Here is a 25,181-nt window from a genome sequence, read left to right on the forward strand (position 1 = left end):
CTTCCAAATCAAAATTAGTCAAAGAAAAAGGCAAAAAAGTTGTACTTTTTTACGCTTAACATACAGAGCATTAGCCAGAATCATTTTTGATCGATTATCCTATTGGAAATGCTCCCACGAATTGTAATTCAAAATGAAAAATTACCAACTGGTTTTAGCCTCAACTTCCCCTTTTCGTAAACAACTGCTTGAAAAGCTCTCACTACCATTCGTTTGTTTACCACCTGATTGCGATGAAACACCTTTTGACCAAGAAACGCCAACTGAACTTGTGCAGAGACTGGCCCAAGAGAAAGCAATATCTTGCCAGACGGATAAAGCAAGTTTAGTTATCGGCAGTGACCAAGTTTGTGTCATTAATGGTGAAATCGTTGGCAAGCCTTTAAATAGAGATAACGCGATAAATCAACTTTTGGCTCAAAGTGGAAAAGTCATCACTTTCTATACTGGTCTTGCGGTACATAACACCGTGACAAACCATACAGAAGTCGGCTTTGATTCTTTCGAGGTGCACTTTAGAGATTTAACGCTTGAACAAATCGAACGCTACGTCGACAGGGAAGAACCTTTTTACTGCGCAGGCAGCTTTAAAAGCGAAGGCATGGGAATTTGCTTGTTTACGAAATTAGTCGGTAAAGACCCGAACACACTTGTCGGACTACCATTGATTGATTTGATTGATATGTTGCATGTTCAAGGACTCGATGTCCTTTAACCCAAATGCGATAAAAGGGAGCTACAGGCTCCCTTTTGCATCCGCGAGGAAAACATGGTTACGCGTTTCTTAAACCCGCCAACACTTTTTCTAGTTTCGGTTCCATCGGTGCGTTGATTTCCATCCACTCATCATTTGATGGGTGTTGGAACTTGATGTTTGCCGCGTGTAGGAACAAACGATCTAAACCAACTTGACCTGTGTAAGCATCAAAGCGACGATCACCGTAGCGATCATCCCAAGCGATTGGGTGACCAGTGTATTGCGTATGAACTCGTATTTGGTGAGTTCGACCAGTAATCGGACTCGCCTGAATCAATGTAGCTTGTTCGAACTTTTCCAAAATCTTAAAACGCGTTTCTGACGGCTTACCATTAGGGTTAACACGAACAATACTGTTCACTTCGTTTTTGAGCAGTGGCGCGTTCACAACCTTACAACTGCTTTTCCATTGCCCCATGACAAGAGCTAAGTAAAACTTCTTTACTGTCTTTTCACGAAACTGGGCTTGCAAGTGACGAAGTGCAGAACGCTTTTTAGCAACCAGCAAAATCCCTGAAGTATCACGGTCAATACGATGCACAAGTTCAAGAAAGCGAGCTTGAGGACGCAGAGCCCTAAGCGCTTCAATCGCACCAAACTTTAAACCACTGCCACCATGCACAGCGGTGCCAGATGGTTTGTTTAGAATCAACATATGGTCATCTTCGAAGATAATCATATTTTCCAACTCAGCGACTTTGTTAAGTTTCGTACTTGGTGCGACATCGTCATCTTTTTTCTCGACGGTCACCGGTGGAATACGAACGAGATCGCCTGCTTTTAACTTGTACTCTGCTTTTATACGCTTTTTATTTACGCGCACTTCGCCCTTACGCACAATTCGGTAAATCATGCTTTTAGGAATGTCTTTTAATTGGTTGCGCAAAAAATTATCAATGCGCTGACCCGCCATATCTTCGTCGATGTCGACGAACTGGACTTTTGTTCTTATTTCGTTCATGGGCGGTATTGTAAACTCAATTTCGTGCGACTTCACATTATTCTTGTCGTAAAAGAAACACTCGGTGGCACATACTGGTCTAAATTTCGCCAAGCTTTTGTTTAAATTATTAAAACTCTCAATCAAGTTCTCAATTTGTTTTCTGTCTTGAACAGTTTGCACATCTCAATTGCTTATGAAACAGCCAGTTATAAAATAGAAATTTTGAGTTTAGCGGCAAATTTTCTATCGTTTGCGTGAAAGCAGATTGCTGATAGCCACGCGCACTGCTATAGTTCACAGCTGCTAAGGAAGGTTTGGTTACATTTTATTCATTACCAATCATTTATCCTCAAGCAATGTGAGTAGATCGTTGAAGGTCGAGTGCAGCATTGGCGTGAGACACATCGAATTCAACACTCTTGCCACCCTACTCCTCGCATATTCACGTTGAGTACCTACCGCCCAAATAGCGGGTCACAAGTCTACGTTTCCAACAGAAACCACAAGAGGCTTGTGATGACTGAAGTGCCCGAGAGCATCCCCTTCCAGCCGGGAGGCTGCAAAATACAAGCCATGGGATCAGGCACCGTGAAAGAGCGAAAAAACAGTGGCAAGTCGACAAGAAAGATATAAAAGAAAAGACAACGAGAATTTTCAATGAAAAGAATGTTAATTAACGCAACTCAAAAAGAAGAGTTGCGTGTCGCTCTGGTTGATGGCCAGCGACTTTTCGATCTTGATATCGAGAGTCCAGGGCATGAATCTAAAAAAGCGAATATCTACAAAGGACGTATCACACGTATCGAACCAAGCTTAGAAGCCGCATTTGTTGATTACGGCGCCGAGCGTCACGGTTTCCTCCCTCTCAAAGAAATTGCCCGCGAATATTTCCCTGAAGGTTACACCTACCAAGGTCGTCCAAGCATCAAAGAAGTGCTAACGGAAGGCCAAGAAGTTATCGTTCAAGTGGAAAAAGAAGAACGTGGAAGCAAGGGCGCAGCTCTTACTACTTTCATTTCTCTTGCCGGTAGTTACCTTGTTCTGATGCCTAACAACCCTCGTGCTGGCGGTATTTCTCGTCGAATCGAAGGTGACGAGCGTACTCAACTAAAAGCCGCATTAAGTACTTTGGAACTGCCTCAGGGCATGGGCCTAATCGTACGTACTGCTGGCGTTGGCAAGAGTGCTGAAGAACTTGAGTGGGATTTGAATGTACTACTTAACCACTGGGGTGCAATCAAAGGTGCAGCGGACTCTAACCCTGCTCCATTCTTAATCCACCAAGAAAGTAACGTTATCGTTCGTGCAATCCGTGACTATTTGCGTCGTGATATTGGCGAAATCTTAATTGATAGCAACACCATCTACGAACGTGCAAAAGAGCACATTCAATTGGTGCGCCCTGATTTCCTTAACCGCGTTAAGAAATATGAAGGCGAAGTTCCACTATTCAGCCACTACCAAATCGAAAGCCAAATTGAATCGGCTTTCCAACGTGAAGTGCGTCTGCCATCTGGTGGTTCTATTGTTATTGACCCGACTGAAGCACTAACGTCTATCGATATCAACTCTGCTCGTGCAACCAAGGGCGGCGATATTGAAGAAACAGCTCTAAACACGAACCTAGAAGCAGCCGACGAAATTGCTCGCCAATTACGTCTACGTGACTTAGGTGGCTTAGTGGTTATCGACTTTATCGATATGACCCCAGTTCGTCACCAACGAGAAGTAGAAAACCGTCTACGTGAAGCCGTTCGCCTTGACCGCGCTCGTGTACAAATCGGTCGTATTTCTCGCTTTGGTTTGTTGGAGATGTCACGCCAGCGCTTGAGCCCTTCTCTAGCAGAAGCAAGCCACCACATCTGTCCTCGCTGTAGCGGAACTGGTGTCGTTCGCGACAACGAATCTCTAGCACTTTCTGTACTTCGTTTAATTGAAGAGGAAGCGCTAAAAGACAACACAGCACAAGTACTTGCAGTCGTACCTGTGCCAATCGCCTCTTACTTATTGAACGAAAAACGTCGTTCAGTAAACCATATCGAACGCATTCAAGAAGTGAAAATTACGGTTGTTCCTAACTCTGATATGGAAACACCGCACTTTGAAGTTATCCGTGTTCGTGAAGGCGAAGAGTTCGATCTGATTTCTTACTTACTTCCTAAGAAACTGGAAGCAATGAAAGAAGCAGAAGGTAAAGAGCCAGCGGAAGTTGACGTAAAACCAAAACGAATTGAAGAGCCAGTTCTTAAAGGCTTTGCTGCTCCGTCTCAAACCGCACCTGCACCAGCAGCTAAACCAGCTCCTGAGGCGAAGAAGAAAGAACAAAACGTTGAACAAGAAGAGAAACCTGGATTGTTCAGCCGTCTGTTTAAAGCACTTGGTAGCTTCCTATTCGGTGGTTCTGAAGAAACAAAAGAAGAACAGAAACCTCAGGAAGAGAAAAAACCAAATCGCGATAATCGACGTAACAAGCGTGATCGCAACGATCGTCGTCGCAATAACAACCAGCGCGATAATCGTGATAATCGCGATAACCGACGTCGTCGTAAGCCTCGTGATGAGCAAGCGAATGAGCAAAACGAAGCTCAACAACAAACAAATAAACCGCAAAACCGTAACCAAAAGCGTAAACCTAAAGCTCAACAGGCAGATAAAGCCCAAGAGCAGAAAGCAAACGCAAAAGTAGCGGAAAAAGGTCTGCAGCTAGCAGCGGAAGCTCGTACTGAAACAAAACCAGAAGAGAGCAAACCGAAGCAGCAAAATGCGAAAGCAGAAAAAGTGAAAGAGCGCCGCCAACGTCGCAAATTGAACAAGTCTGTACGCGTTAAGGACCAAGAAGCTATTGAGAAGAAAGCCGAAGAAACAACGGTTAAGACTCAAGAAACGGTTGAAGCTAAAGTTGAAAAGCCAACAGAAGCAGCGGTAGAGGCACAGCAAGACAACAAGCAAGCAGAGTCTAAGCAACGTCGTAATCGTCGTTCGCCACGTCACCTGCGTGCAAGCGGCCAGCGTCGTCGCCGTGGCCGTGATCGCCGCCCTAACCCGTTCCGCCTACGTAAGGGAGGTGTCGCTTCTCCTGAAATGGCTATGGGTAAAGTAATGCCACGTTACATTCCGAAACCAGCACCTAAGAAGGAAGAGCGAGTTAAGGAAGAAGCTGTAGCAGCAGTACCTACAATCCAAGGTGGCTTTGCGTGTCCAGAAATGGCAATGGGTAAAGTGATTATTCGTCGCGAGCAACCTGTCGTAACAGATGCGCCAGTTGTTGAACACAAGGTTCAAGAAACCGTTGAAGCGAAAGTGGAAGCTCCAGTAGTAGAAGCACCTGTTGTTGAAACAGTAATCGCAGAAAAAGCTGAATCGGCAGTAGTAGAAACAGCATCGGTAGAGCCTATCGTTGAAACTCCTGTAACTGAACATGCTGAACCGGTTGATGCCATTGTAGAAACGGCACCTACTGAAGAGCCTATCGTTGAAGCAGCAAAAGAGATTGTAGCCGAAGCGCCAGTAGATAAACCAGAGCCTAAAGTCGAAGCCATTAAAGTTGCTGCTAAGCTAAACGCTAGCGCACCGATGACGAAAGCACCTGGCCCTCAAGAGCTACGCGAAATCACGGTTGCAGCAGCACCGTTCAAAACCGAACGTTACCAAGCTAAAGGTGCGGGTAGCCAAGTGGCTAAAAACCGCGCATCAGCAGAGATGACAAAGCCTAACTTTAACTAGGCTAAATCATTACGTTCAACTGCTTAACGGCATAAATAAATTAAAGGCTACCATCTGGTAGCCTTTTTTATCTTCATATTTGCCCAATAAATTGTTCATATAAATACCAATTCGTGATCACATTTGTACGCCATTATTCGTATCATTCTTGAACTTAATCACACTTTTCGGTAGCATGCGCCGACTCAAGTTTTCGACACCATTCTGATGCTGCTCTTTTAATACTACGGTTTACACTGCAATGTTTGATTGGAAATCAACCACTCAGTGGCTTGTGCAAATACGAATATGTGTCGGGTTTAACTCATTGCAAAGAGAACTTAAAAACAAACATGTTCGAATTTCCCCAATTTTCTAAGCACTCCGTAAAAAATGATGTGCTATCAGGCTTAACCGTTGCGCTAGCATTGGTTCCTGAAGCTGTCGCATTTGCGTTCGTCGCAGGCGTAGATCCGATGGTCGGTCTTTACGCTGCATTCATCGTTGGTCTTATTACTTCCATTTTCGGTGGTCGTCCCGGCATGATCTCTGGTGCAACAGGTGCCATGGCAGTCGTAATGGTTTCGCTTGTCGCGAATCACGGTGTCCAGTACCTATTCGCAGCCATCATGCTCGCTGGTATACTTCAAATTGCCGCTGGTATGTTTAAATTGGGTAAGTTCATCCGTATCGTGCCTCACCCTGTGATGATTGGTTTTGTGAACGGTCTGGCTATTGTTATCTTCCTAGCTCAGTTGGGTCAGTTTAAAGCGCCAGATATCAACGGCATGCTTACTTGGCTACCACAAGACCAAATGCTACTAATGCTTGGTTTGGTTGCGCTAACTATGGCAATCATTCACTTTCTACCAAAAATCACAACGGCTGTACCCTCTTCACTTGTTGCAATCGTAACGGTGACTGCTTTAGTGGTTGGTTTGGATCTGGAAACTCGTACTGTTGTTGACTTCCTGCGTACAATGTCTGGTGATGAAGCGGCAACACTCGCAGGTTCACTGCCGACCTTCTCTATTCCGGCGGTGCCATTTACGCTAGAAACTCTACAAATCATTCTTCCATACGCGATCATTCTAGCGGCCATTGGTCTAATTGAATCTCTACTAACACTGACAGTTTTAGATGAGATGACGAATACTCGTGGTCAATCTAACCGCGAATGTATCGGTCAAGGTATGGCAAACATGACGTGTTCTGTGTTTGGCGCAATGGGTGGTTGTGCGATGATTGGTCAGTCGATGATCAACGTAAACTCAGGTGGTCGCGGCCGTCTATCTGGTATCGTTGCGGCTATCGCTCTATTGATGTTTATCTTATTCGCTTCTTCGCTAATTGAAATGATCCCACTCGCTGCTCTGGTTGGTGTGATGTTCATGGTTGTCATTGGTACATTCGAATGGGCAACATTTAAGCTAGCACGCCGCGTACCGAAGCAAGACTTCTTCGTTATTGTTCTTGTGACCGTTGTTACTGTTCTTACTGACCTTGCTGTTGCCGTAGCGGTTGGTGTTATCGTTTCTGCATTAATGTTTGCATGGCAACACGCTAAGCACATCTATGCCGACACGTGCTTAAACGAGGAAGGTTCAAAAGAGTACAAGATTCACGGCCCTATTTTCTTTGGCTCTGCGGCTAACTTCCTGGAGTTGTTTAACGCGCCTGAAGATCCAAAAGATGTGATTGTCGATTTTGCAGACTCTCGCGTGACAGATCACTCTGCAATTGAAGCCATTGAAACACTGGCTGAGCGTTACAATGCTCAAGGTAAAACGCTGCACCTTCGTCACCTAAGCCCAGATTGTCGTAAACTTTTGGACAAAGCTGGCAGCTTGGTTGAAATTAACGTGAAGGAAGACCCAAGCTACAAAGTCGCAACCGACATACTAGCGGGTTAACACGAATAAAAAGGGATGAGCTGAGCTCATCCCTTTTTCTATTGTCTTCAAGCACGGCGATTATAGCTTCTTCAAAATTGCGTCTGATGCCTCTTCGATTAAATCAAGCACCAGTTCAAAGCCATCTTCCCCACCATAATATGGGTCCGGGACTTCGTCGTAACCTGACTCAGAATGACTTAAAAATAACGATACTTTGTGTCGATACTTCAACGGACAAATATCCAATAAATCGGCCAAATTTGCTTTATCTGCGGCTAATATAAGGTCAAACTTTTCAAAGTCATCAATGGTGACTTGGCGCGCTTGCATTCCTTTAAAAGAATAACCTCGCTGCTTTCCTGCTGCCATCGCTCTTGAATCCGGTCGGTTTCCTGCGTGGTAGCCAATTGTACCTGCCGAATCAACCTCTACTTCAACGCCTAGCTTTTGAGCTTTCGCTCTTAACACTGCCTCTCCAGTTGGTGACCGACAAATGTTTCCCATACAAACAACAAGTATTTTCTTCATTTTATTCCCTGAATTATCGGTGGTTTTTCTTCACGATATGTTGGTCTATCATAGCGAGATAAATCAATGAACCCAAATTAGCTTGGGCACAGCACGAAAAGGAATTGAGGAAGTATTATGTCTATCGAAGAAAATAAAGAAGCACGCCATAAAGCTCGCCAACAAAAAGTCAAAGAACAGGTAGACGCAAAAATCGCTGCTGCTCAAGAGGAAAAAGGTCTGCTACTGATCATTACCGGAAATGGTAAAGGTAAATCGACATCAGGATTCGGTACGATCGCACGCGCAGTGGGTCATGGTTTGAATTGTGCTGTCGCGCAGTTTATTAAAGGTACTTGGGACAACGGTGAGCGCAACCTACTTGAGAAACTCGGCGTTGAATTCCAAGTAATGGCAACCGGCTTTACGTGGGAAACTCAAAACAAAGCCGCTGATACCGAAGCAGCGCAAGGCGTATGGCAAGAATGTAAGCGCATGCTGCAAGACGACTCTATCGATGTCATCTTGTTTGACGAGCTAACTTATATGGTGAGCTACGGCTACATCGACTTAGACGAAGTGGTCGAAGCACTGAGCAACAGACCTAAAATGCAGTCGGTTATTATTACTGGGCGTGGCGCACATCGAACCCTGATTGAAATGGCCGATACCGTTTCTGAAGTGAAAAATGTAAAGCACGCATTTGAATCTGGCGTAAAAGCCCTCAAAGGCGTCGATTGGTAACACTCGCAGAGTAATTTAAAAAGGGTTGGCAAAATGCCAACCCTTTTGATTTTCACGCACGGTTAGTTGAAAAGATTCTTCAATAAACCATCGACCGCATCTTTGGTTTTCTCGTCTTTGATTTTGTCCGTTAGCTTCTCCACGCCACGATCGATTTCTTTTTGAGCTTTCTGCTTCAGAACATCATCGAATACGAGCTTGAATTTAGGATCTGCCCACTTACCAGACACATTGATTGGAATCGTGATGTCTTTCAGCTCATCTATATCTTTACCGCCCTGGCCTTCTAGGCTGCCTACAACTGACGTGCTGATAGTAAAGTCGACTGTTTCATTGATGTAGTTTGCGGTACCTTTACCACGAACACGTAACAATGGAGACTGAGCTTGCATATTATCCGTTGATACAACACCTTTGTTGAGTTTCAATGTCGCCGTCATCGCACTGAAGTCTGTTTTCTTAGCTACATTGGTGCCTTCAACTTTTTGCCCTTTAAATTTCGCATAGTTTTCACGAATCAACTGAGCAACGTTGATGCCATTCACCGCACCGTCAGCAAAATTGATAACAACCGTACCAGATAGATTCTTCTTGATACCGGTAGGCGTGAGACTCTTACCTGTAACATTCACATCAATGTTACCTGTCCCTTCAAGTTTGTCGTTTTCAGCAACGTCTATAAGTAGCGGTTGAACTTTCACGCCTTTGATTGACTTTTTAACACTGTAAGTCGCTGGTGATTGGCGTGCATCTAACTTCGCTGTCGCTGAGATTGAGCCTTGGTACAACTTCGAACTAAAAGATGTAAGCTCAAACACGCCACGATTTACAGTGAAGCTCGTTTTTACCGCTTCCATCTTCGCATTTGCCGCTTTGAATTTGTCGATGGTAATGTCACCCTTTACATCTAACGTTTTCAACGCAGACAAATCAGGCTCAACCTCAGGTCCGGCAGGAGCACTCTCGCCACCAGAAGCAGGCTTATTACCTTCGGCAGCTTGCTTATCTAACCCTAAGAACTCATCAAGATCGATATTGGGGCTATGGAGAGCAAAGCGTACTTTAGGAATATCACCGAGTGCCACATCAGCCTTACCATCTAAGGCGATAGCATTCGCTGTTAACTTCTCTAGAACAAAACTCAGATGGTTTTTCGTTAGGTCGAAAGACAGATCAGACACCATGTCGACTTTCATCGGGGACTGAGGTAAGGCATCACCCTCAAAAGTCGATTTAAGAGTTAACTTATCCAACTGTACTTTGCTGATAGCCTTGTCCACGCTAAGTTGACCAGCACCCTGCATATCTAACTTCATACCACCAGCGTCACCCTTAATGGCATAAGTCAGGTTATTTACTTTATCGAATTCAAACGTGTCTAAACCGATCGTTGCCGATTCAATTTTATTGGCAGGGTCAGAGTATGTCGCATCAAAGTTGATGTTCTTTAGCGCGTAGTTTGCCAAACCTTTTTCTAGCTTAAAGTCTGCCTGACCTTTCGCGGTGAACTTTTGGTCGTTCATTTCGCCCTTCACGCCAAAATCAGCCGTTGTCCAGTTGTCAAAAGCGAATTCGGAAAGGTTTAATGAAATATCATAAAGTTTGGTGTAACTACCGGCTTGCTTATCCTGCATTTCTAATGAACCGTTAGAAACCGTAACGCCAGCAAGATTAATACTCCACTCAGAACCAGAAGTTTGCGTTTCACCATTTTGCGTAGACGCAGCATTGCTCTCTTGTTCTGCTTGTTGTGTTTGGGCTTTCGTCAATGCATCAATATTCTTGCTGCCATCTTTCTTGGTTTCAATGTAGAACTCAGCACCATCAAGCGTGACGTTTCCAATTTCAAGCTGTTGACTAAAAAGTGGCATAACAGAGATGTCTACACCAACGGTATCAACTTTGAATAAATTGGGTTTACTAAAGCCTTGTGGGTTTCGCAATTCTGTATGTCCCAACTCAAAGCCAATCGATGGGAAAAATTGCCAACTGATATCCCCTTCAATCACCAACTCTAATCCCGTTTGCTTTTGTGCTTGCTCAACAATAAGGGGTTTAAACTGATTCGGATTGACGAAGATGGTTAACGCTAAAATTGCGACCAAAATGACCACAATCGGTATTGCTAGAATTAAGAGCAGTTTCTTCATTTGTTTTTCCTTGCTCGAGTGTTTTTACAATTATAAGCGCAGACTCCATTTACCGCTGACAGTTCCACAAAAGCGTGAAAAGTGTCTGGTTTTAACCTGCAACTGACTAATTTAAAAACAAAAAAAGAAGTGGCACTTAAGGTGCCACTTCTTCTCCTAAAAATAAAGCGATATAGCCGTCTATAGGCTTAAGCTTTCAAAAGTCTTGCAATGTGAGCTTTTAATACATCAATTGCGATACGGTTTTTACCACCGCGAGGAACAATAATGTCCGCATATTGCTTAGAAGGTTCGATAAACTGCATGAACATCGGACGTACTGTTTGTTGGTATTGCTTAAGAACAGACTCCATAGTTCGGCCTCGTTCTTCCACATCACGCTTAACACGGCGAAGCAAGCAAATATCTAACGGTGTGTCCATAAATACTGTCGCATGCATCAAATCACGAAGACGAGGGTCTGTAAGAAGAAGGATACCTTCTAGAATGATCACCTTTTTAGGTGTCATTGTGGTGGTGTTAATTGTTCTTGTGTGCTCAGTGTAGCTGTACTCAGGCACTTCTACTGCTTCACCACGTACCAGTTTTTCTAGGTGCTCACACAGTAGGTCGTGGTCCAACGCACTCGGGTGATCGTAGTTCGTCTTTACTCGCTCTTCCATGCTTAGGTGGCTTTGGTCGTTGTAGTAGCAATCTTCCGTGATGACACCGATTTGATGATCGCCTACTTTCGCGCGAAGCTCATTATAAATAGTGCTCGCGATCAGACTTTTTCCAGAAGCAGAAGCGCCAGCAATACCTACGATGACGCATTGATTATTATCAGACATTAGTTTGCACCCGATGATGATTTCTAGTCACATAAAAAGATAAACTGTCTGATTATAGGGAGTTCACCCCATAGTTACTAGTTGGAATTAGGGTTTAGTCATAAGTTTCTGCCTGCTCAGAGGATTAACCTCCGAGCAAACGTTAAAATGTGCAATTATCAACCAACAGGCATAGTAAACTTAGTTCACCATTGTAAAGCTAATCGCATCTGGTTTTGCTTTGCCTTGCCAAAACATCGTGCTACATACGCGATCGGCAAGTTGCTTATAATACCCTGCATGCTCACTTTCTGGGCGTCTTGCTACCGTTGGCACGCCAGCGTCAATATCTTCTCGCATAGAGATATGAAGCGGAATTTGTCCTAACAATGCTAAGCCAAATTCTTGCGACATTTTTTCAGCTCCGCCCATACCAAAAATATGCTCTTTCGCGCCACATTGACTACAAATGTGATAACTCATGTTTTCCACAACACCAATAACCGGGACATGGACTTTGTTAAACATTGCCGCTCCCTTCCTTGCATCGGCAAGGGCTAAATCTTGCGGTGTTGTGACTAGCACGCTACCTGTTACCGGAATTTGTTGTGACAGAGTCAATTGAATATCCCCCGTACCTGGCGGCATATCAATCACCAAATAATCCAAATCTGGCCAATCTGTTTCAGTTAATAACTGCGACAACGCTTTTGAAGCCATTGGACCGCGCCATATCGCCGCTTCTGATTTATCCACCAAATAACCGATAGAATGAGTATAGATGCCGTGAGCAAAAATGGGTTCCATCCACTTGCCATCACGAACTTCTGGTTTAGAATCTTCTTGCCCCAACATCATAGGTACAGACGGACCATAGATATCTGCATCCAACAATCCCACTTTCGCCCCAGATTGAGCAATCGCCAACGCTAAGTTAACTGCGGTAGTAGATTTACCAACGCCACCTTTCGCAGAACTGACGGCAACGATGTTCTTAACACCCTTAACCGAGTTAGCCACTTGAGTTTCTAAAGCTTTAACTCCAAGGCGAATATTAAATGGGAATTCAGCCACTTTACCCGAGGCTTGCTGCTGTTTGATCCAGTCATGCAGTACGGTTTGAAGCTCATTACTTGCGAATGGCAACGTTATATCAATAGAACCCTGTGTCGTAATCGAAATTGCGCCATGAATATCTGCCCAGTTTTCCACCAACTGTGGATGTTGGAATTGGTTAAACCAGTGACAAAAATCTTGTTTTGAAGTGAACTGATGCATAAGCCCTCCTTTTAGATGTCATGCTACCACCGTCCAGGCTCAACCAGAACCCCAAAAAAACTAAGGCATTCCGCAGTTTGACACCTTGGAGTTAGTCAGTTCATGGGGTAGTATTATCCATCAAAATTTATTTATACCTATCAAGAAAAGCGAATATTAAGTATGGCAAACGATCCAAAAAACTTTCCGTCAAGGAAAATGCTGGTAACTTGTGCCCTTCCGTACGCTAACGGTTCGATCCACCTTGGTCATATGCTTGAGCATATCCAAGCGGACATTTGGGTTCGTTACCAACGCCTACGCGGCAACACTGTAAACTTCATCTGTGCTGACGATGCTCACGGCACGCCAATCATGCTTAAAGCGCAACAGATGGGTATTACTCCTGAAGAAATGATTGCCGCAGTTAGCGAAGAGCACCAAAAAGACTTCGCTGGATTTGATATCAGCTTTGATAACTACCACAGCACACACTCAGATGAGAACCGTGAGCTAGCGTCACACATTTATCTTGAGTTGAAGAAAAATGGCTTTATCTCTAGCCGCACTATCTCTCAGCTGTTCGATCCAGAAAAAGAGATGTTCTTACCGGACCGTTTCGTAAAAGGTACCTGTCCAAAATGTAAGTCTGAAGACCAGTACGGTGACAACTGTGACAACTGTGGTGAGACTTACAGCCCAACAGAACTGATCAATCCTAAATCTGCGGTTTCTGGTGCGACGCCAGTAATGAAAGATTCAGAGCACTTCTTCTTCGACCTGCCTCAGTTTGAAAGCATGCTAAAAGAGTGGACTCGCTCTGGCTCGCTACAAGCTGAAACAGCGAACAAAATGCAAGAATGGTTCGAGTCTGGTTTGCAGCAATGGGATATCTCACGTGATGCACCATACTTTGGCTTCGAGATCCCTGGTGAGAAGAACAAATTCTTCTACGTATGGCTAGACGCGCCTATCGGCTACATGGGTTCTTTCAAAAATCTATGTGACAAGCGCGACGACCTAGATTTCGACGAGTATTGGAAAAAAGATAGCTCAGCAGAGCTGTACCACTTCATCGGTAAAGACATCGTTTACTTCCACAGCCTATTTTGGCCAGCAATGCTAGAAGGTTCTGGCTTCCGCAAGCCTAACAACGTATTCGTACACGGTTACGTAACCGTAAACGGCGCGAAAATGTCGAAGTCTAAAGGTACGTTCGTAAAAGCAAGCACTTACCTAGAGCACCTAGACCCTGAGTGTCTACGTTACTACTACGCTGCGAAGCTAAACAGCCGTATCGACGATCTAGATCTTAACCTTGAAGACTTCACTCAGCGCGTAAACGCTGACGTTGTTAACAAGATCGTTAACCTGGCATCTCGTAACGCAGGTTTCATCGCGAAACGTTTTGAAGGCAAACTGTCTGACAACTTTGCAGAGCCTGAACTTTACAACGAATTTGTTGCTGCTGCTGACCGTATCGCTGAGCTTTACGAAACGCGTGAGTTTGGTCGTGCAATCCGTGAAATCACGGCATTGGCAGACAAAGCTAACCAATACGTTGATGAAAAAGCACCGTGGGTTGTAGCAAAAGAAGAAGGCAAAGATCAGGAACTACAAGACATCTGTTCTGTCGGTATCAACCTGTTCCGCGTACTGATGACTTACCTGAAACCAGTAATGCCATCGCTAGCTGCGCGTACTGAAGCGTTTCTAAACCAAGAGCTAACTTGGGAAAACATCGCTGCTCCACTAACAGGCCACGAGATCACTAAGTTCAAAGCACTGTTCAACCGTATCGATCCGAAGAATGTTGAAGCGATGATCGAAGCGTCTAAAGAAGATGCGGCGGCAGAAATGGCGGCGAAAGAGAAAGCTGAAGCGGAAAAGAACAAGGCTAGCCAAACCGAGCTAGACAAAGAACCAATCGCTGAAGAGATTGAGTTCGATGCTTTTGCCGCAGTAGATATGCGTATCGCTCGCATCATCTCTTGTGAAGAAGTACCAAAAGCCAACAAACTGCTTAAGTTCCAATTGGACATCGGTGGTGAAACTCGTCAGGTATTCTCTGGCATCAAGTCAGCTTACAAACCTGAAGAGCTAGAAGGCAAGCTAACAGTAATGGTAGCAAACCTAAAACCTCGTAAGATGAAGTTTGGTATGTCTGAAGGTATGATCCTAGCGGCAGGCCCTGGTGGTAGCGACCTGTGGATCCTTGAGCCACACGAAGGCGCTCAACCAGGGATGCGTGTAATGTAAGTTGTAGCTTTACAATCAAATTTAAAAAGTCCTCGCCAGTTCAGCGGGGACTTTTTTGACTGAATTCACACTTTTGGGGAATTTGTGCACCAAACTTGTACAGCACCTCTCCCATCACAATCCTAAATTACTGTTTTAATAGAATTTAATTAGTGGCATCAAAACTGCCATCTTCCTTGCTAGGTCCAAACACTAACAAGGAGTTGGTTATGTTTGTTTTGATTTCCACATTATTATCTATCGCTATTTTAGCCGGAATATATCACTTATCTTCTAAACGAGAGCAGCAACACGCGCGTAAATATCAGCTGTTAACATTATTGCGAGATGTTGTTCATCTGCTGAGACGCCATCGAGCTGCGACGCACTACTCACTTCAATTTCAACAAAATAACGAACAAGAATTAGAAGTCCTTCATAACGATCTCACCAACAAGCTTCATCTTTTAGTCGAAACCTCACGGTTTGAAAACAAACCCATGTATCGCGTATTACAGATTAAAGTAGGGAAACTACTTGAACAATGGGATGACCATAGTGTTGCAAGAAACCAGATGGAGCATGGTAAGTTGATTCGTCATTGCTTGTTCTTGATGGATGAAGTAACCATCGCATGGCTAGCGGTTGAGCAAAGAGATGACTTGCATAATGAGTATCACATGAACTGGCAAAACATTATGGATAGCTTGGAGACCCTGACTCAGTTACGAATCAGCATTCAAGATTTAGGAGAACAAGGCGGAAATGAGCGTTTCAAAAACTATGCATCGGTCATGATGCGTAAGCTAAACCAACTAGCGGTTATCGCTCCACTTAGCATTACCTCTCCTGCTTCCACGCGCTCAATACAGACGCTAAATGAATACGTGACAGGGAGTCATGTCGACTTAACAGAAGCAGAGCTTTATGGCGTCACATCGGACTTGTCATTGACCATCTTCAATACTTACGACCATGTCCTTTCAGATGTCGTAGAGTCATTATATCTACCGTTACCCAGACTCTCGCTAGCAGGATAAACGTTCCATGCCTTATTATTGGTGCTAGGTCCGTCGCCGACTTATAAATAAAAACAAAAAAACCGCAGGCCTAAGGCACTGCGGTTTTCGTTTATTCAACTTGTCAGCGCTTAGCTGTCGTCTTCCGTGAAGTTCGTTGGTAATTGCTTTTTCATTTCGTTCCAGATCAACGCACTTTCCATACCATAATGACGAATCACTACTGGTAGTTGCTCACGCTGGCCACTTTCACAAGTTTCGAGCAATTGATGGTAAAACTTCAGAGCTAGCTCACGAGAAGCTGGATTTGAGAAGTAGTAGCTACCGACACGATCGTAGAGCTTCTTCAAACCATTAAAGATCAAACCGTAAATTTGATTTCCTGAATGGAATGCTAGGCGCTGGAAAAGCATATAATCGTAAAAGTTGAACGTTTTAGCAATCAAGATTTCTTGACGCTTCGCTTCATCTTTCTCGTTATCTTCTTTCACATTCTGCAGAACTTTTTCGGCATACGGCGAGGAAGCGATGAATTCGTCCCAGGAAGCCGCATTCATTAAAGCTTCACAAGATTCGATTACGTTCTTAATTGTACGCTCAGAGCTCTCTTTGTTCGCTTTAAATGCATAGCGCATAAAGATAGGACTGATGTTAGTACGTGCCGCAAGCAGATCTTCTACAATGTTTGTCGCATTATCAACGTCTAGCGTCATTAAAGTATCCAAAATATGCAGACCAGAGGTCTCCATAAATTGGTTAACTTTCGTAGGTTTGCCGTGCTGGATAGTCAGCCATCCATCACGGGCTAGTCGTTGAAGAACCTCTCTTAAAGTCGTTCGAGTAACACCAATCAGTTCGGACAGCTCGCGCTCAGCAGGTAAAATTGAGCCTGGAGGAAAACGGCCGTTCCAAATGCTCTCGATAATATATTTTTCTGCGAATCCCGCAGGGCTTTTCGCCTTTATGACCATTCTACTTTTTATCCAATATTGATTTCTGAGGGTCGATACTACTCATCATACCACTACTTAGCGGTTTGAGAAAATTTACGATCAATAGTGAAAACGACTCCATAACATAGAGTTAATACTCTATATGTTGTGTCAATTTAAGAGGCTCTAACATGCGAGCGAAAGCAGTAAAATATGAATTTTCATTTAATTAAACAGCTCACAAATCTCGGAGAAATAAAGACAACCGTGTCACATTTTTATATTCAAAATATGAAAAATTACTTTGTATATCACAGTTAATATTCTTTCTTAATTTGCCTTTTCTCGTCACTGACCGTCATTTAAAATCCAAGAGGATTTTTTTAATACTTTCATGGTATAGTAACGCCGTTTTGATCGCGTTATTACATTTAAAAAGTCATTTTAGTCGGTAGCATCACGTTTTGTTATTGACTAATAAATGCCTGAGTGTAGAGTTTGCGGTCGAAAGTGAGCGGTGCTTGAGTTCAGGGGAAGTAACTTGGCAAGACTACAATAAACAAAGGATTGTTGTTTTACTAAGTTATTGTTTTTAAAGACTAGTTAATAAGTCTAACAAACAGATACTTAAGCACTATTGTAGTGTCTATTCATAATTTTGTTATAAAGAGAATTATCATGCCGATATCGCTCGGAAACGCTTTTATCAAGAACTTCCTTGGTAAAGCGCCTGATTGGTACAAAGTTGCCATTATAGCCTTCTTAATAATTAACCCGATTGTATTCTTCCTAATAAACCCATTTGTAGCTGGATGGTTGTTGGTCGCTGAATTTATTTTCACGCTAGCAATGGCATTAAAATGCTACCCATTACAACCTGGCGGTTTACTTGCTATTGAAGCCATTGCTATCGGCATGACTAGCCCTGCGCAAGTTAAGCACGAATTAGTAGCAAATATCGAAGTACTGCTACTTCTGGTATTTATGGTTGCGGGCATCTACTTCATGAAGCAGCTGTTGCTGTTCATTTTTACCAAAATTTTACTTGGCATTCGCTCTAAAACCCTTCTATCACTCGCGTTCTGCTTTGCTGCGGCATTTTTATCTGCATTTTTGGATGCCTTGACGGTTATCGCCGTTGTTATCAGCGTGGCGATCGGCTTTTACTCTATCTATCACAAAGTAGCGTCTGGTAACCCTATCGGTGACCATGACCATACACAAGATGACACGATCACTGAACTAACGCGTGATGACCTAGAAAACTATCGTGCCTTTTTGCGCTCTTTGTTGATGCATGCTGGTGTAGGTACTGCCTTAGGTGGCGTAACCACGATGGTTGGTGAACCTCAAAACTTAATTATTGCAGACCAAGCGGGTTGGTTATTTGGTGAATTCCTAATCCGTATGTCTCCAGTGACACTACCTGTATTTTTCTGTGGTCTCATCACTTGTGCTTTAGTTGAAAAGCTTAAAGTGTTTGGCTACGGCGCGAAGCTTCCTAATAACGTTCGTCAGATCCTCGTCGATTTTGACCGTGAAGAGCGTAAAACGCGAACAAATCAAGATGTCGCAAAACTCTGGGTTCAAGGTCTTATTGCGGTTTGGTTGATCGTTGCACTCGCTTTGCACTTAGCGGCTGTCGGCTTAATTGGCCTTTCTGTGATCATTTTAGCGACCGCATTTACTGGTGTCATTGAAGAGCACTCCATGGGGAAAGCGTTTGAAGAGGCCCTGCCCTTCACTGCACTGCTTGCTGTATTTTTCTCGATCGTTGCTGTAATCATTGATCAAGAGCTGTTTAAACCAGTCATCGATGCGGTGCTTGCCGTTGAAGATAAAGGTACTCAGCTAGCTCTGTTCTATGTGGCGAATGGCTTATTATCTATGGTGTCGGATAACGTGTTCGTTGGTACGGTTTACATCAATGAAGTAAAAACTGCACTCATTGAGGGCCTCATTACTCGTGATCAGTTCGACTTACTGGCGGTGGCAATCAATACTGGTACTAACCTGCCTTCTGTTGCAACGCCAAACGGTCAAGCGGCATTCCTATTCTTACTCACATCGGCTCTCGCTCCATTAATTCGTCTGTCTTACGGTCGAATGGTTATCATGGCGCTGCCTTACACCGTCGTTCTTGCGATTGTCGGTCTGATGGGAATCATGTTCTTCCTAGAGCCTGCAACAGCTTCTTTCTACGAAGCTGGTTGGATTTTACCTCATAGTGGTGATCTGACTCCCGTAGTATCCGGTGGTCACTAAAATTTGAGTTGATTAGGAAACTTATCCACGATAAAAAGCTCTGAGTATTCAGAGCTTTTTCTATTTCAGACAGGAACAAAAACGTGACTATTTTAAATTCACTTAACCAGTTTTCAAAGGGACGTTTATCGTGGCTACTGCTTCTGCTATTCGTCGTTTTCTTTGAAGCATGTGCCCTCTATTTTCAGCACGTCATGATGCTTGCACCATGTGTCATGTGTATTTATGAAAGAGTCGCGATGATGGGAGTGGGCGTCGCTGCAATGGTTGGTATATTGGCACCCAAGAACCCAATTTTCCGCTGGCTAGGTTTGATAGGCTGGGGATTAAGTGCTTACAAGGGTTTGTTACTTGCAATGCAGCACGTTGACTACCAGTTTAATCCATCACCATTCGCGACTTGCGATTTATTCGTCACATTCCCTAGCTGGGCTCAGCTCAATCAGTGGGTTCCTTGGATGTTTGAAGCATATGGTGATTGCTCTAAGGTTGTATGGCAGTTCCTTGATTTATCAATGCCACAATGGTTAGTCGTAATTTTTGCAGGCAATTTAATCGCTTTGGCATTAATTGTAATTGCACAATTCTTCCCTGCAAAACGCGTTAATCCAATTCGTTAATCCTACTGACGCGTAAAAATTAACAAAAAGCCGACCATCTGGTCGGCTTTTTGTTAAGTGGATAGCGCGGCGATTCGACTTAGCCGCGTGATTGACCACAGCACTGCTTGAATTTTTTTCCGCTCTCACAAGGACAGGGATCATTGCGCCCGATACCTTTGAATGGGTTTAGGCTTTGAGCTTTATTGCCTACCATCAACTCATCCGCGCCCAGCGCGACTTCACCGACCATTAAATCAAGCTGGTCGACTAAATCTGTCAGGGCCGGTGGCGTTTCAATACCTGCGTCACGCATCTGTTGCTGCGTTGCTGGCTCATCGATCGCCAGCATCAAAGTGGTCAGTAATGCTTGCAGCATACGCTGTAATCCATCATTGAGCTCAACGTCTTGCCACTGTTCTTCAATCATTGGCCAAACAGACATAAAGCCTTCGGCAAAATCAGCAAGTTGTTCAGGTTCTTTGCCTGTTAGCTCTAGCACGGAATATTCGTTTCGTTGAATTCGGTTATGCTGCTTGTGAATTTGCTCTTCCACAGCTGGTTGAATCGCTTTGAATCCCTCACCTAATAGCGGCTCTAACCACTTTTCAGGAGCGAGTGGTTTTGTCGTCAGATTCGCAGCTAACACTGCGCCTTCGATAAATAGGCAAGATTCATCGACGTGAACTTCACCTTTTTCAATCAATGTGTATTGCATGACATCTGGTTTCCCATAAATTTGGCGGCATTATACCTCAGAGCTCAAAAGCACGTAACCTAACGTTGTGTGTTTGACTGCATTGGGCGCTTCGACTCTTTTAATGACAAACTTAACTTACATCGCTACAATCGCCCTCCTTTTTACCACCAAACTGTATTAGGCAAGCTATGCAAGTTGTACTAGGCCCAATGGAAGGCGTTTTAGATCATTTGATGCGCCAAATCCTGACCGAGATAAACGACTATGACCTGTGTGTTACGGAGTTTGTTCGCGTAATCGACCAGCTATTACCCGATCATGTGTTTCACCGTTTATGCCCAGAGCTGTTGCAAGGTTCTCAGACTGCATCTGGTGTGCCAGTACATGTGCAATTGTTGGGACAAGAACCGAACTGGATGGCTGAGAACGCAATTAAAGCGGCAAACCTTGGCGCCAGAGGTATTGATATAAACTTTGGTTGCCCAGCCAAAATGGTCAACAAAAGTAAAGGTGGAGCAGCGCTACTCCAACATCCAGAGCTCATTCACCGTGTGGTTAAAGCTTGTCGAGAAGCCGTTCCAGAAGCCATTCCCGTAACTGCAAAAATTCGTCTTGGCTGGGAGAACCCTGAAGATTGCTTTGAAATTGTCGATGCCATTCAGTCTGCTGGCGCAAATGAACTGACCGTACACGCACGTACTAAACAAGGTGGTTATAAAGCTTCTGAGATAAAATGGGATTACATCAACCAAATTCGTGAACGTTTTGATATCCCACTGATTGCGAATGGCGAAATTTGGAATTATGAAGACGGTCAACGTTGCATTGAAACGACTGGCGTTAGCTCTTTGATGGTGTGCCGAGGCGCTTTCAATATCCCTAACTTAGGCAATATGGTAAAACATAACCACCAGCCAATGTCATGGCCCGAGGTGGTTGAGTTGCTCATCTATTACTCCAAGTTTGAGATGAAAGGCGATAAAGGCTTGTATTACCCAAACCGCGTAAAACAATGGTTCTCTTACTTACGTCAAGCTTATCCTGAAGCAAAAGACCTATTTAGAGAAATCAGAACGTTCAACAAAGCCGCACCAATTGTTGAGCATATTCAACGCTACCGCGATGACTTAAACTCTCAGGTTGCATAATTCCCGAACACAAAAAGGACGAATATCTCGTCCTTTTTTGTACCTAAATCCTAGTAACAGATCTTATTTTTGCCGGTACTTTTGGCTTGATATAACTTTTCATCCGCCGCTTTAAACAATTCATCAAAGTTTTCTACTCGGCTCTCTTTACTAAACACCACACCGCCAGAGATCGTAAAGCCTTCTTTCGTTACGCGTATCGAGCGCTCATCTATGGCTTTTTTTACTCTGTCTAAAATGAGTTTAATGCCTTCTGAATCTTCGTCATAAATAGCTAAAACGAACTCTTCGCCACCAAACCTTGAGGCAACATCGGTATGGCGAATATTTTCACGTATACATTTTGCAACAAGCTGAATTGCAGAATCACCGACATCATGACCATAGGTGTCGTTGATCTTCTTGAAGTTATCAATATCGAACACTGCTAAAGCAACCTGTTTTTTTGTCATCTTATTACGCCACACGGTTTGCATACCTCGACGATTCAATAAGCTGGTCATTGGGTCTCTTGCTGCCAGTTCTTTAAAGTAACGTCGCTCGCTATGCATATTCACATAGAACAAGACGACGGTACTCAGCACGTAAATAAATAGTGCGACAATAAGGCTGTATTTTTCAAAAACCGCTAGGTTCTTAGCTTCATCCCAAAGGTTGTACTCGTAGTACATGCTGTGATTCGCACTCAATCGCTCTAATTCGACTGGTTTGATTCGTGTACTGTTTGAAGGAATGGATTGTAAATTGGAAACCAAATGAAACTGACCAACAAGACCTAGCGACGAAGCCATGAGCGTATTGATGTCGAAATCAATAGACAAAACACCTTGATGTTCTCCTTTCTCATAGACGGGTACCGTCATACTAATGACTTGACCTTCCATCGAGTCCAACACAGGCCCTGGTCCAGCCAAGGTAATGTTCACTTTATCTTGCGCGGTTTTTTGCCAAAAAGGTCGGGCTTTTAGCGTTGACAAAAGCTCTCTAGTGAAATTTTTTGCGTAGGTATCGGGTGAGGAGATAACGTAACCGCGCTTGTCAATGTAATGGATTCCAACAATGTGCGATTCAATATCGTGCAGAAATGACAATGACGGCGCAAAACCCGCCTTTTGTTCAGCTAACTGGTTAATCGTTGAACCTTGCTGACATAAGCTTTCATCCCCTACGATCATATAATCAAGGTCAACCGCAGGTAACCCTTCACTATAAACACTTTCGAGTAATAACACATCTATAGGCCAAAGATAACAAAGCCCTTCTTTGACTAAAGAATTATGTTCTTCAAACAGTGGGTTAGCGTAATTGGTATAGTTGGTGAAGCTGTAATCTAAAGCCGTGAGTACTTTAATACCGCGAGACATTGCACGCTCGATACGCGAATACTCAGAATCGATATAGCGGTTAACCGCATCATAGTAATTTTTCGTTGTCACGAGTAAAACCACTACAAATAACGCCAGAGGAAAAAAGATGACAAATGAGAGGCTAAATCGCCTTTGGTTTACCATTGAGTACCATGCATATGAAAGGTCAATAGTCTCTTATGACTGCTATTAAATTGATACTCGTTATCTGGTGACGCATGCAATGCAGCACCAGATAACAAGAGACCAAACAAATGTGTGCGCGCTGTTTGAGACCGTTTATATATTAAAGGAGTTTAATCAATATAGAGTGTGGTGTCACTTTAGTCGCCATAATTTGCAGCTCTGTGCCGACATATTGACAGAGATATGACCTTTATAATCAACCTGTTCTGTGTCATCTAACAACGATATAACTTGGCTAACCTCCAAGCCCAGTTGCCACATAGGTAAATCGATTGAACATTCATTACCACTGAGATTAATCATAACAACGACTGCTTCACGACCCAGTACACGTGCGTACGCCAACTGGTTGTTAGTGCAATGCAGCCATTGAATACAGCCCGACTGTAAAGGCTTACATTGTTTACGTATCTTGATCCATTGTTGGTAAAGCGATAGCCATTGTGAACTTTCAATTTCATTCCAAGGAAAACAACGACGATTATCCGGGTCTAGCCCTCCTTCTAGACCGACTTCACTCCCATAGTAAATACAAGGCGTGCCAACGTAAGTCATAAGCATTGCTAGCGCGATGTTCATTTTACGCTTATCACCATCAACCAATGTGATAAACCGAGCAGTATCGTGACTATCGAGTTGATTTAGCTGCGATAGCTGATTCGAAAATGGGATTTTTGCTCTGGCTTCGTCCAACCATGCTTTAAACTCCAAACCATCAATGTTGATTGGATCGTACATAATGTCTTGTCGTGCGATAAAAGCTCGGACTGGATGAGCAAAACCGTAGTAGTTCATCGCCCCATCCTCTTGATCACCTTGCAACCACTGCGTTGCTTCAAAAAAGTGCTCACCTAACACATAAGCATTCGGGTTTACTGACTTAGTTGCATGACGAAACGCTGCCACATAATGAGCATTGTTTTTCGCGCCGTCCCCTTCGCCAAGCATATGGATTACATCAAACCGCCAGCCATCAACCAAGTACGGTGGCTTCAGCCAATACTTGATGACAGAATCTTCACTTTGGTAGATGTAGTCGCGCACCTGTTCATTTTCGAAGTTCAGAACCGGTAAGTTACCAATGCCTTTCCAACCAATGTAGTGATTGGTTTCGCCTTCGAAAAAGTAGTAATCACGGAGCTTTGACTGCGGATTGCCATATGCTCCTTCTCCTTTTTGTTGGATATCAAACCAAGGATGATGCACTGACGTGTGGTTAAACACCGCGTCTAAGACAATCTTCATATTCTTACCACGGATTTTCTCACACAGTTCAGCAAACTGATCGTTGGTGCCGAACATAGGGTCAACAGTGAAGTAATCAGTGGTGTCGTATTTATGATTACTTGGTGAAGAAAAGATCGGATTAAAATAAAGCGCAGTAACGCCGAGCTGTTCAAGATAGTCCAACTTTTGCTCCACACCTTTGAGGTCGCCGCCAAAGAATTCACGTGCCCCGGTATTTTGGTGAGAGCCTACCGCATCTCCCCACGCCTTGACGATCGATGCAGAATCATACTGAGCATAAGCGTGGCGAATATCAGACTCACTTTTACTAGCAGAAAAACGGTCAGGAAAGATTTGATAGAAAACTTGCTCTTGGACCCAGCTTGGTGGTTGATGCTCTACATTCAACTTAAAGTGGAACTCTTTGGGTGGAATACGCTTTTGTACGCCTCGTGCATCGAGCCAGTATTGTTGTCCGTCTTTGAGGAGCTTAAACACATAATGTGTGACATCTCGATCTTGATTTGGTCGAAACGATGCCTCCCATAGTAATAATTCACCAGCTGTTCCTACTTGAGCCATATCGACCAGATATTCTTCATTGTCCGGCTCAATACGCACATAGACGGAATCAAAATCCAATGTCTCGGTTTTCAGTCTGACTGTAACTTGCTCGTCATTAAAAGCTAAACCATCAATAGTTTGACTATGAAAAATAAATGGCAGGTTCATTATG

Annotated in this window: 18 protein-coding genes; 9 read left to right on the top strand and 9 right to left on the bottom strand. The window is 43.8% G+C overall.

Translation table 11 applies throughout. The annotated features are described in order from the left end of the window. The first annotated feature begins 133 nt into the window (after positions 1 to 133). Positions 134 to 715: a Maf family protein gene (locus R8269_RS15025; protein ID WP_054729223.1), complete on the top strand. Its 582-nt coding sequence runs from the start codon at positions 134 to 136 to the stop codon at positions 713 to 715. A gap of 58 nt (positions 716 to 773) precedes the next feature. On the opposite strand, the gene rluC is transcribed toward R8269_RS15025, so the two are convergent. Next, positions 774 to 1,718, bottom strand: coding sequence for a 23S rRNA pseudouridine(955/2504/2580) synthase RluC (rluC, locus tag R8269_RS15030; protein WP_021033985.1), 945 nt, complete (start codon positions 1,716 to 1,718; stop codon positions 774 to 776). 639 nt (positions 1,719 to 2,357) lie between these two features. Here rluC and rne point away from each other — a divergent pair. Further along, the gene (rne, locus tag R8269_RS15035) at positions 2,358 to 5,423 is read left to right on the top strand and encodes a ribonuclease E (RefSeq protein WP_065274710.1); all 3,066 of its coding nucleotides are present in this window, start codon (positions 2,358 to 2,360) and stop codon (positions 5,421 to 5,423) included. A gap of 332 nt (positions 5,424 to 5,755) precedes the next feature. Beyond that, positions 5,756 to 7,315 (top strand): SulP family inorganic anion transporter, encoded by a 1,560-nt coding sequence (locus tag R8269_RS15040; RefSeq protein ID WP_258476837.1) that lies wholly within the window; start codon positions 5,756 to 5,758, stop codon positions 7,313 to 7,315. 60 nt (positions 7,316 to 7,375) lie between these two features. Here the strand turns inward: R8269_RS15040 and R8269_RS15045 are convergent, their stop codons facing one another. Next, positions 7,376 to 7,825: a low molecular weight protein-tyrosine-phosphatase gene (locus tag R8269_RS15045; RefSeq protein ID WP_025767219.1), complete on the bottom strand. Its 450-nt coding sequence runs from the start codon at positions 7,823 to 7,825 to the stop codon at positions 7,376 to 7,378. 117 nt (positions 7,826 to 7,942) lie between these two features. Between R8269_RS15045 and cobO the strand changes: the two genes are divergently transcribed. After that, positions 7,943 to 8,548, top strand: coding sequence for a cob(I)yrinic acid a,c-diamide adenosyltransferase (cobO, locus tag R8269_RS15050; RefSeq protein WP_005380837.1), 606 nt, complete (start codon positions 7,943 to 7,945; stop codon positions 8,546 to 8,548). A 62-nt stretch (positions 8,549 to 8,610) separates the two neighbouring features. Here cobO and R8269_RS15055 read toward each other — a convergent pair whose 3' ends face one another. The 3 genes from R8269_RS15055 to apbC all read right to left on the bottom strand — a co-directional run bounded on the left by R8269_RS15055 (position 8,611) and on the right by apbC (position 12,785). Continuing rightward, positions 8,611 to 10,698, bottom strand: a complete 2,088-nt coding sequence (locus R8269_RS15055) for an AsmA family protein (RefSeq protein ID WP_258500563.1) — start codon at positions 10,696 to 10,698, stop codon at positions 8,611 to 8,613. Between the two features lie 188 nt (positions 10,699 to 10,886). Beyond that, positions 10,887 to 11,528 (bottom strand): uridine kinase, encoded by a 642-nt coding sequence (gene udk / locus R8269_RS15060; protein WP_005380833.1) that lies wholly within the window; start codon positions 11,526 to 11,528, stop codon positions 10,887 to 10,889. A 180-nt stretch (positions 11,529 to 11,708) separates the two neighbouring features. Then, entirely contained in the window at positions 11,709 to 12,785 is a 1,077-nt protein-coding gene (apbC, locus tag R8269_RS15065; RefSeq protein ID WP_053349618.1) for an iron-sulfur cluster carrier protein ApbC, read from the bottom strand. A 162-nt stretch (positions 12,786 to 12,947) separates the two neighbouring features. On the opposite strand from apbC, the gene metG reads away from it, so the two are divergent. Both metG and R8269_RS15075 read left to right on the top strand, forming a co-directional pair. Then, positions 12,948 to 15,023 carry a methionine--tRNA ligase gene (gene metG / locus R8269_RS15070; RefSeq protein WP_005387290.1) on the top strand — a complete coding sequence of 692 codons (2,076 nt, stop codon included), beginning with the start codon at positions 12,948 to 12,950 and terminating at the stop codon, positions 15,021 to 15,023. 209 nt (positions 15,024 to 15,232) lie between these two features. Continuing rightward, entirely contained in the window at positions 15,233 to 16,042 is an 810-nt protein-coding gene (locus R8269_RS15075; protein WP_025767216.1) for a hypothetical protein, read from the top strand. Positions 16,043 to 16,152: 110 nt separating this feature from the next. On the opposite strand, the gene fadR is transcribed toward R8269_RS15075, so the two are convergent. Then, positions 16,153 to 16,992 carry a fatty acid metabolism transcriptional regulator FadR gene (gene fadR, locus R8269_RS15080; protein WP_005380824.1) on the bottom strand — a complete coding sequence of 280 codons (840 nt, stop codon included), beginning with the start codon at positions 16,990 to 16,992 and terminating at the stop codon, positions 16,153 to 16,155. Between the two features lie 639 nt (positions 16,993 to 17,631). Here fadR and nhaB point away from each other — a divergent pair. Next, on the top strand, positions 17,632 to 19,218 hold the full coding sequence (gene nhaB, locus R8269_RS15085) for a Na(+)/H(+) antiporter NhaB (protein ID WP_005380822.1): 1,587 nt from the start codon (positions 17,632 to 17,634) through the stop codon (positions 19,216 to 19,218). Between the two features lie 83 nt (positions 19,219 to 19,301). Then, positions 19,302 to 19,838 (top strand): disulfide bond formation protein DsbB, encoded by a 537-nt coding sequence (dsbB, locus tag R8269_RS15090; RefSeq protein ID WP_047103441.1) that lies wholly within the window; start codon positions 19,302 to 19,304, stop codon positions 19,836 to 19,838. A gap of 79 nt (positions 19,839 to 19,917) precedes the next feature. Here the strand turns inward: dsbB and R8269_RS15095 are convergent, their stop codons facing one another. Continuing rightward, positions 19,918 to 20,535: a YecA family protein gene (locus tag R8269_RS15095; RefSeq protein ID WP_005380818.1), complete on the bottom strand. Its 618-nt coding sequence runs from the start codon at positions 20,533 to 20,535 to the stop codon at positions 19,918 to 19,920. Between the two features lie 170 nt (positions 20,536 to 20,705). Here R8269_RS15095 and dusC point away from each other — a divergent pair, with 170 nt between their 5' ends. Next, positions 20,706 to 21,665, top strand: a complete 960-nt coding sequence (dusC, locus tag R8269_RS15100; RefSeq protein ID WP_047103443.1) for a tRNA dihydrouridine(16) synthase DusC — start codon at positions 20,706 to 20,708, stop codon at positions 21,663 to 21,665. A 50-nt stretch (positions 21,666 to 21,715) separates the two neighbouring features. Here dusC and R8269_RS15105 read toward each other — a convergent pair whose 3' ends face one another. After that, complete coding sequence (locus R8269_RS15105) at positions 21,716 to 23,176, bottom strand: sensor domain-containing diguanylate cyclase (protein WP_005387278.1); 1,461 nt, start codon at positions 23,174 to 23,176, stop codon at positions 21,716 to 21,718. 174 nt (positions 23,177 to 23,350) lie between these two features. After that, positions 23,351 to 25,177: a maltodextrin glucosidase gene (malZ, locus tag R8269_RS15110; protein WP_047103445.1), complete on the bottom strand. Its 1,827-nt coding sequence runs from the start codon at positions 25,175 to 25,177 to the stop codon at positions 23,351 to 23,353. Positions 25,178 to 25,181 lie beyond the last annotated feature (4 nt).

The sequence above is a fragment of the Vibrio sp. Vb0667 genome (assembly GCF_033391095.1).

Coding starts and splice junctions, on each gene's coding strand:
- apbC (WP_053349618.1), bottom strand. CDS start 12,785: ATGCATCAGTTCACTTCAAAACAAGATTTTTGTCACTGGTTTAACCAA.
- R8269_RS15055 (WP_258500563.1), bottom strand. CDS start 10,698: ATGAAGAAACTGCTCTTAATTCTAGCAATACCGATTGTGGTCATTTTG.
- R8269_RS15040 (WP_258476837.1), top strand. CDS start 5,756: ATGTTCGAATTTCCCCAATTTTCTAAGCACTCCGTAAAAAATGATGTG.
- fadR (WP_005380824.1), bottom strand. CDS start 16,992: ATGGTCATAAAGGCGAAAAGCCCTGCGGGATTCGCAGAAAAATATATT.
- metG (WP_005387290.1), top strand. CDS start 12,948: ATGGCAAACGATCCAAAAAACTTTCCGTCAAGGAAAATGCTGGTAACT.
- dusC (WP_047103443.1), top strand. CDS start 20,706: ATGCAAGTTGTACTAGGCCCAATGGAAGGCGTTTTAGATCATTTGATG.
- R8269_RS15045 (WP_025767219.1), bottom strand. CDS start 7,825: ATGAAGAAAATACTTGTTGTTTGTATGGGAAACATTTGTCGGTCACCA.
- rluC (WP_021033985.1), bottom strand. CDS start 1,718: ATGAACGAAATAAGAACAAAAGTCCAGTTCGTCGACATCGACGAAGAT.
- cobO (WP_005380837.1), top strand. CDS start 7,943: ATGTCTATCGAAGAAAATAAAGAAGCACGCCATAAAGCTCGCCAACAA.
- udk (WP_005380833.1), bottom strand. CDS start 11,528: ATGTCTGATAATAATCAATGCGTCATCGTAGGTATTGCTGGCGCTTCT.
- R8269_RS15025 (WP_054729223.1), top strand. CDS start 134: ATGAAAAATTACCAACTGGTTTTAGCCTCAACTTCCCCTTTTCGTAAA.
- rne (WP_065274710.1), top strand. CDS start 2,358: ATGAAAAGAATGTTAATTAACGCAACTCAAAAAGAAGAGTTGCGTGTC.
- malZ (WP_047103445.1), bottom strand. CDS start 25,177: ATGAACCTGCCATTTATTTTTCATAGTCAAACTATTGATGGTTTAGCT.
- nhaB (WP_005380822.1), top strand. CDS start 17,632: ATGCCGATATCGCTCGGAAACGCTTTTATCAAGAACTTCCTTGGTAAA.
- R8269_RS15105 (WP_005387278.1), bottom strand. CDS start 23,176: ATGGTAAACCAAAGGCGATTTAGCCTCTCATTTGTCATCTTTTTTCCT.
- R8269_RS15075 (WP_025767216.1), top strand. CDS start 15,233: ATGTTTGTTTTGATTTCCACATTATTATCTATCGCTATTTTAGCCGGA.
- R8269_RS15095 (WP_005380818.1), bottom strand. CDS start 20,535: ATGCAATACACATTGATTGAAAAAGGTGAAGTTCACGTCGATGAATCT.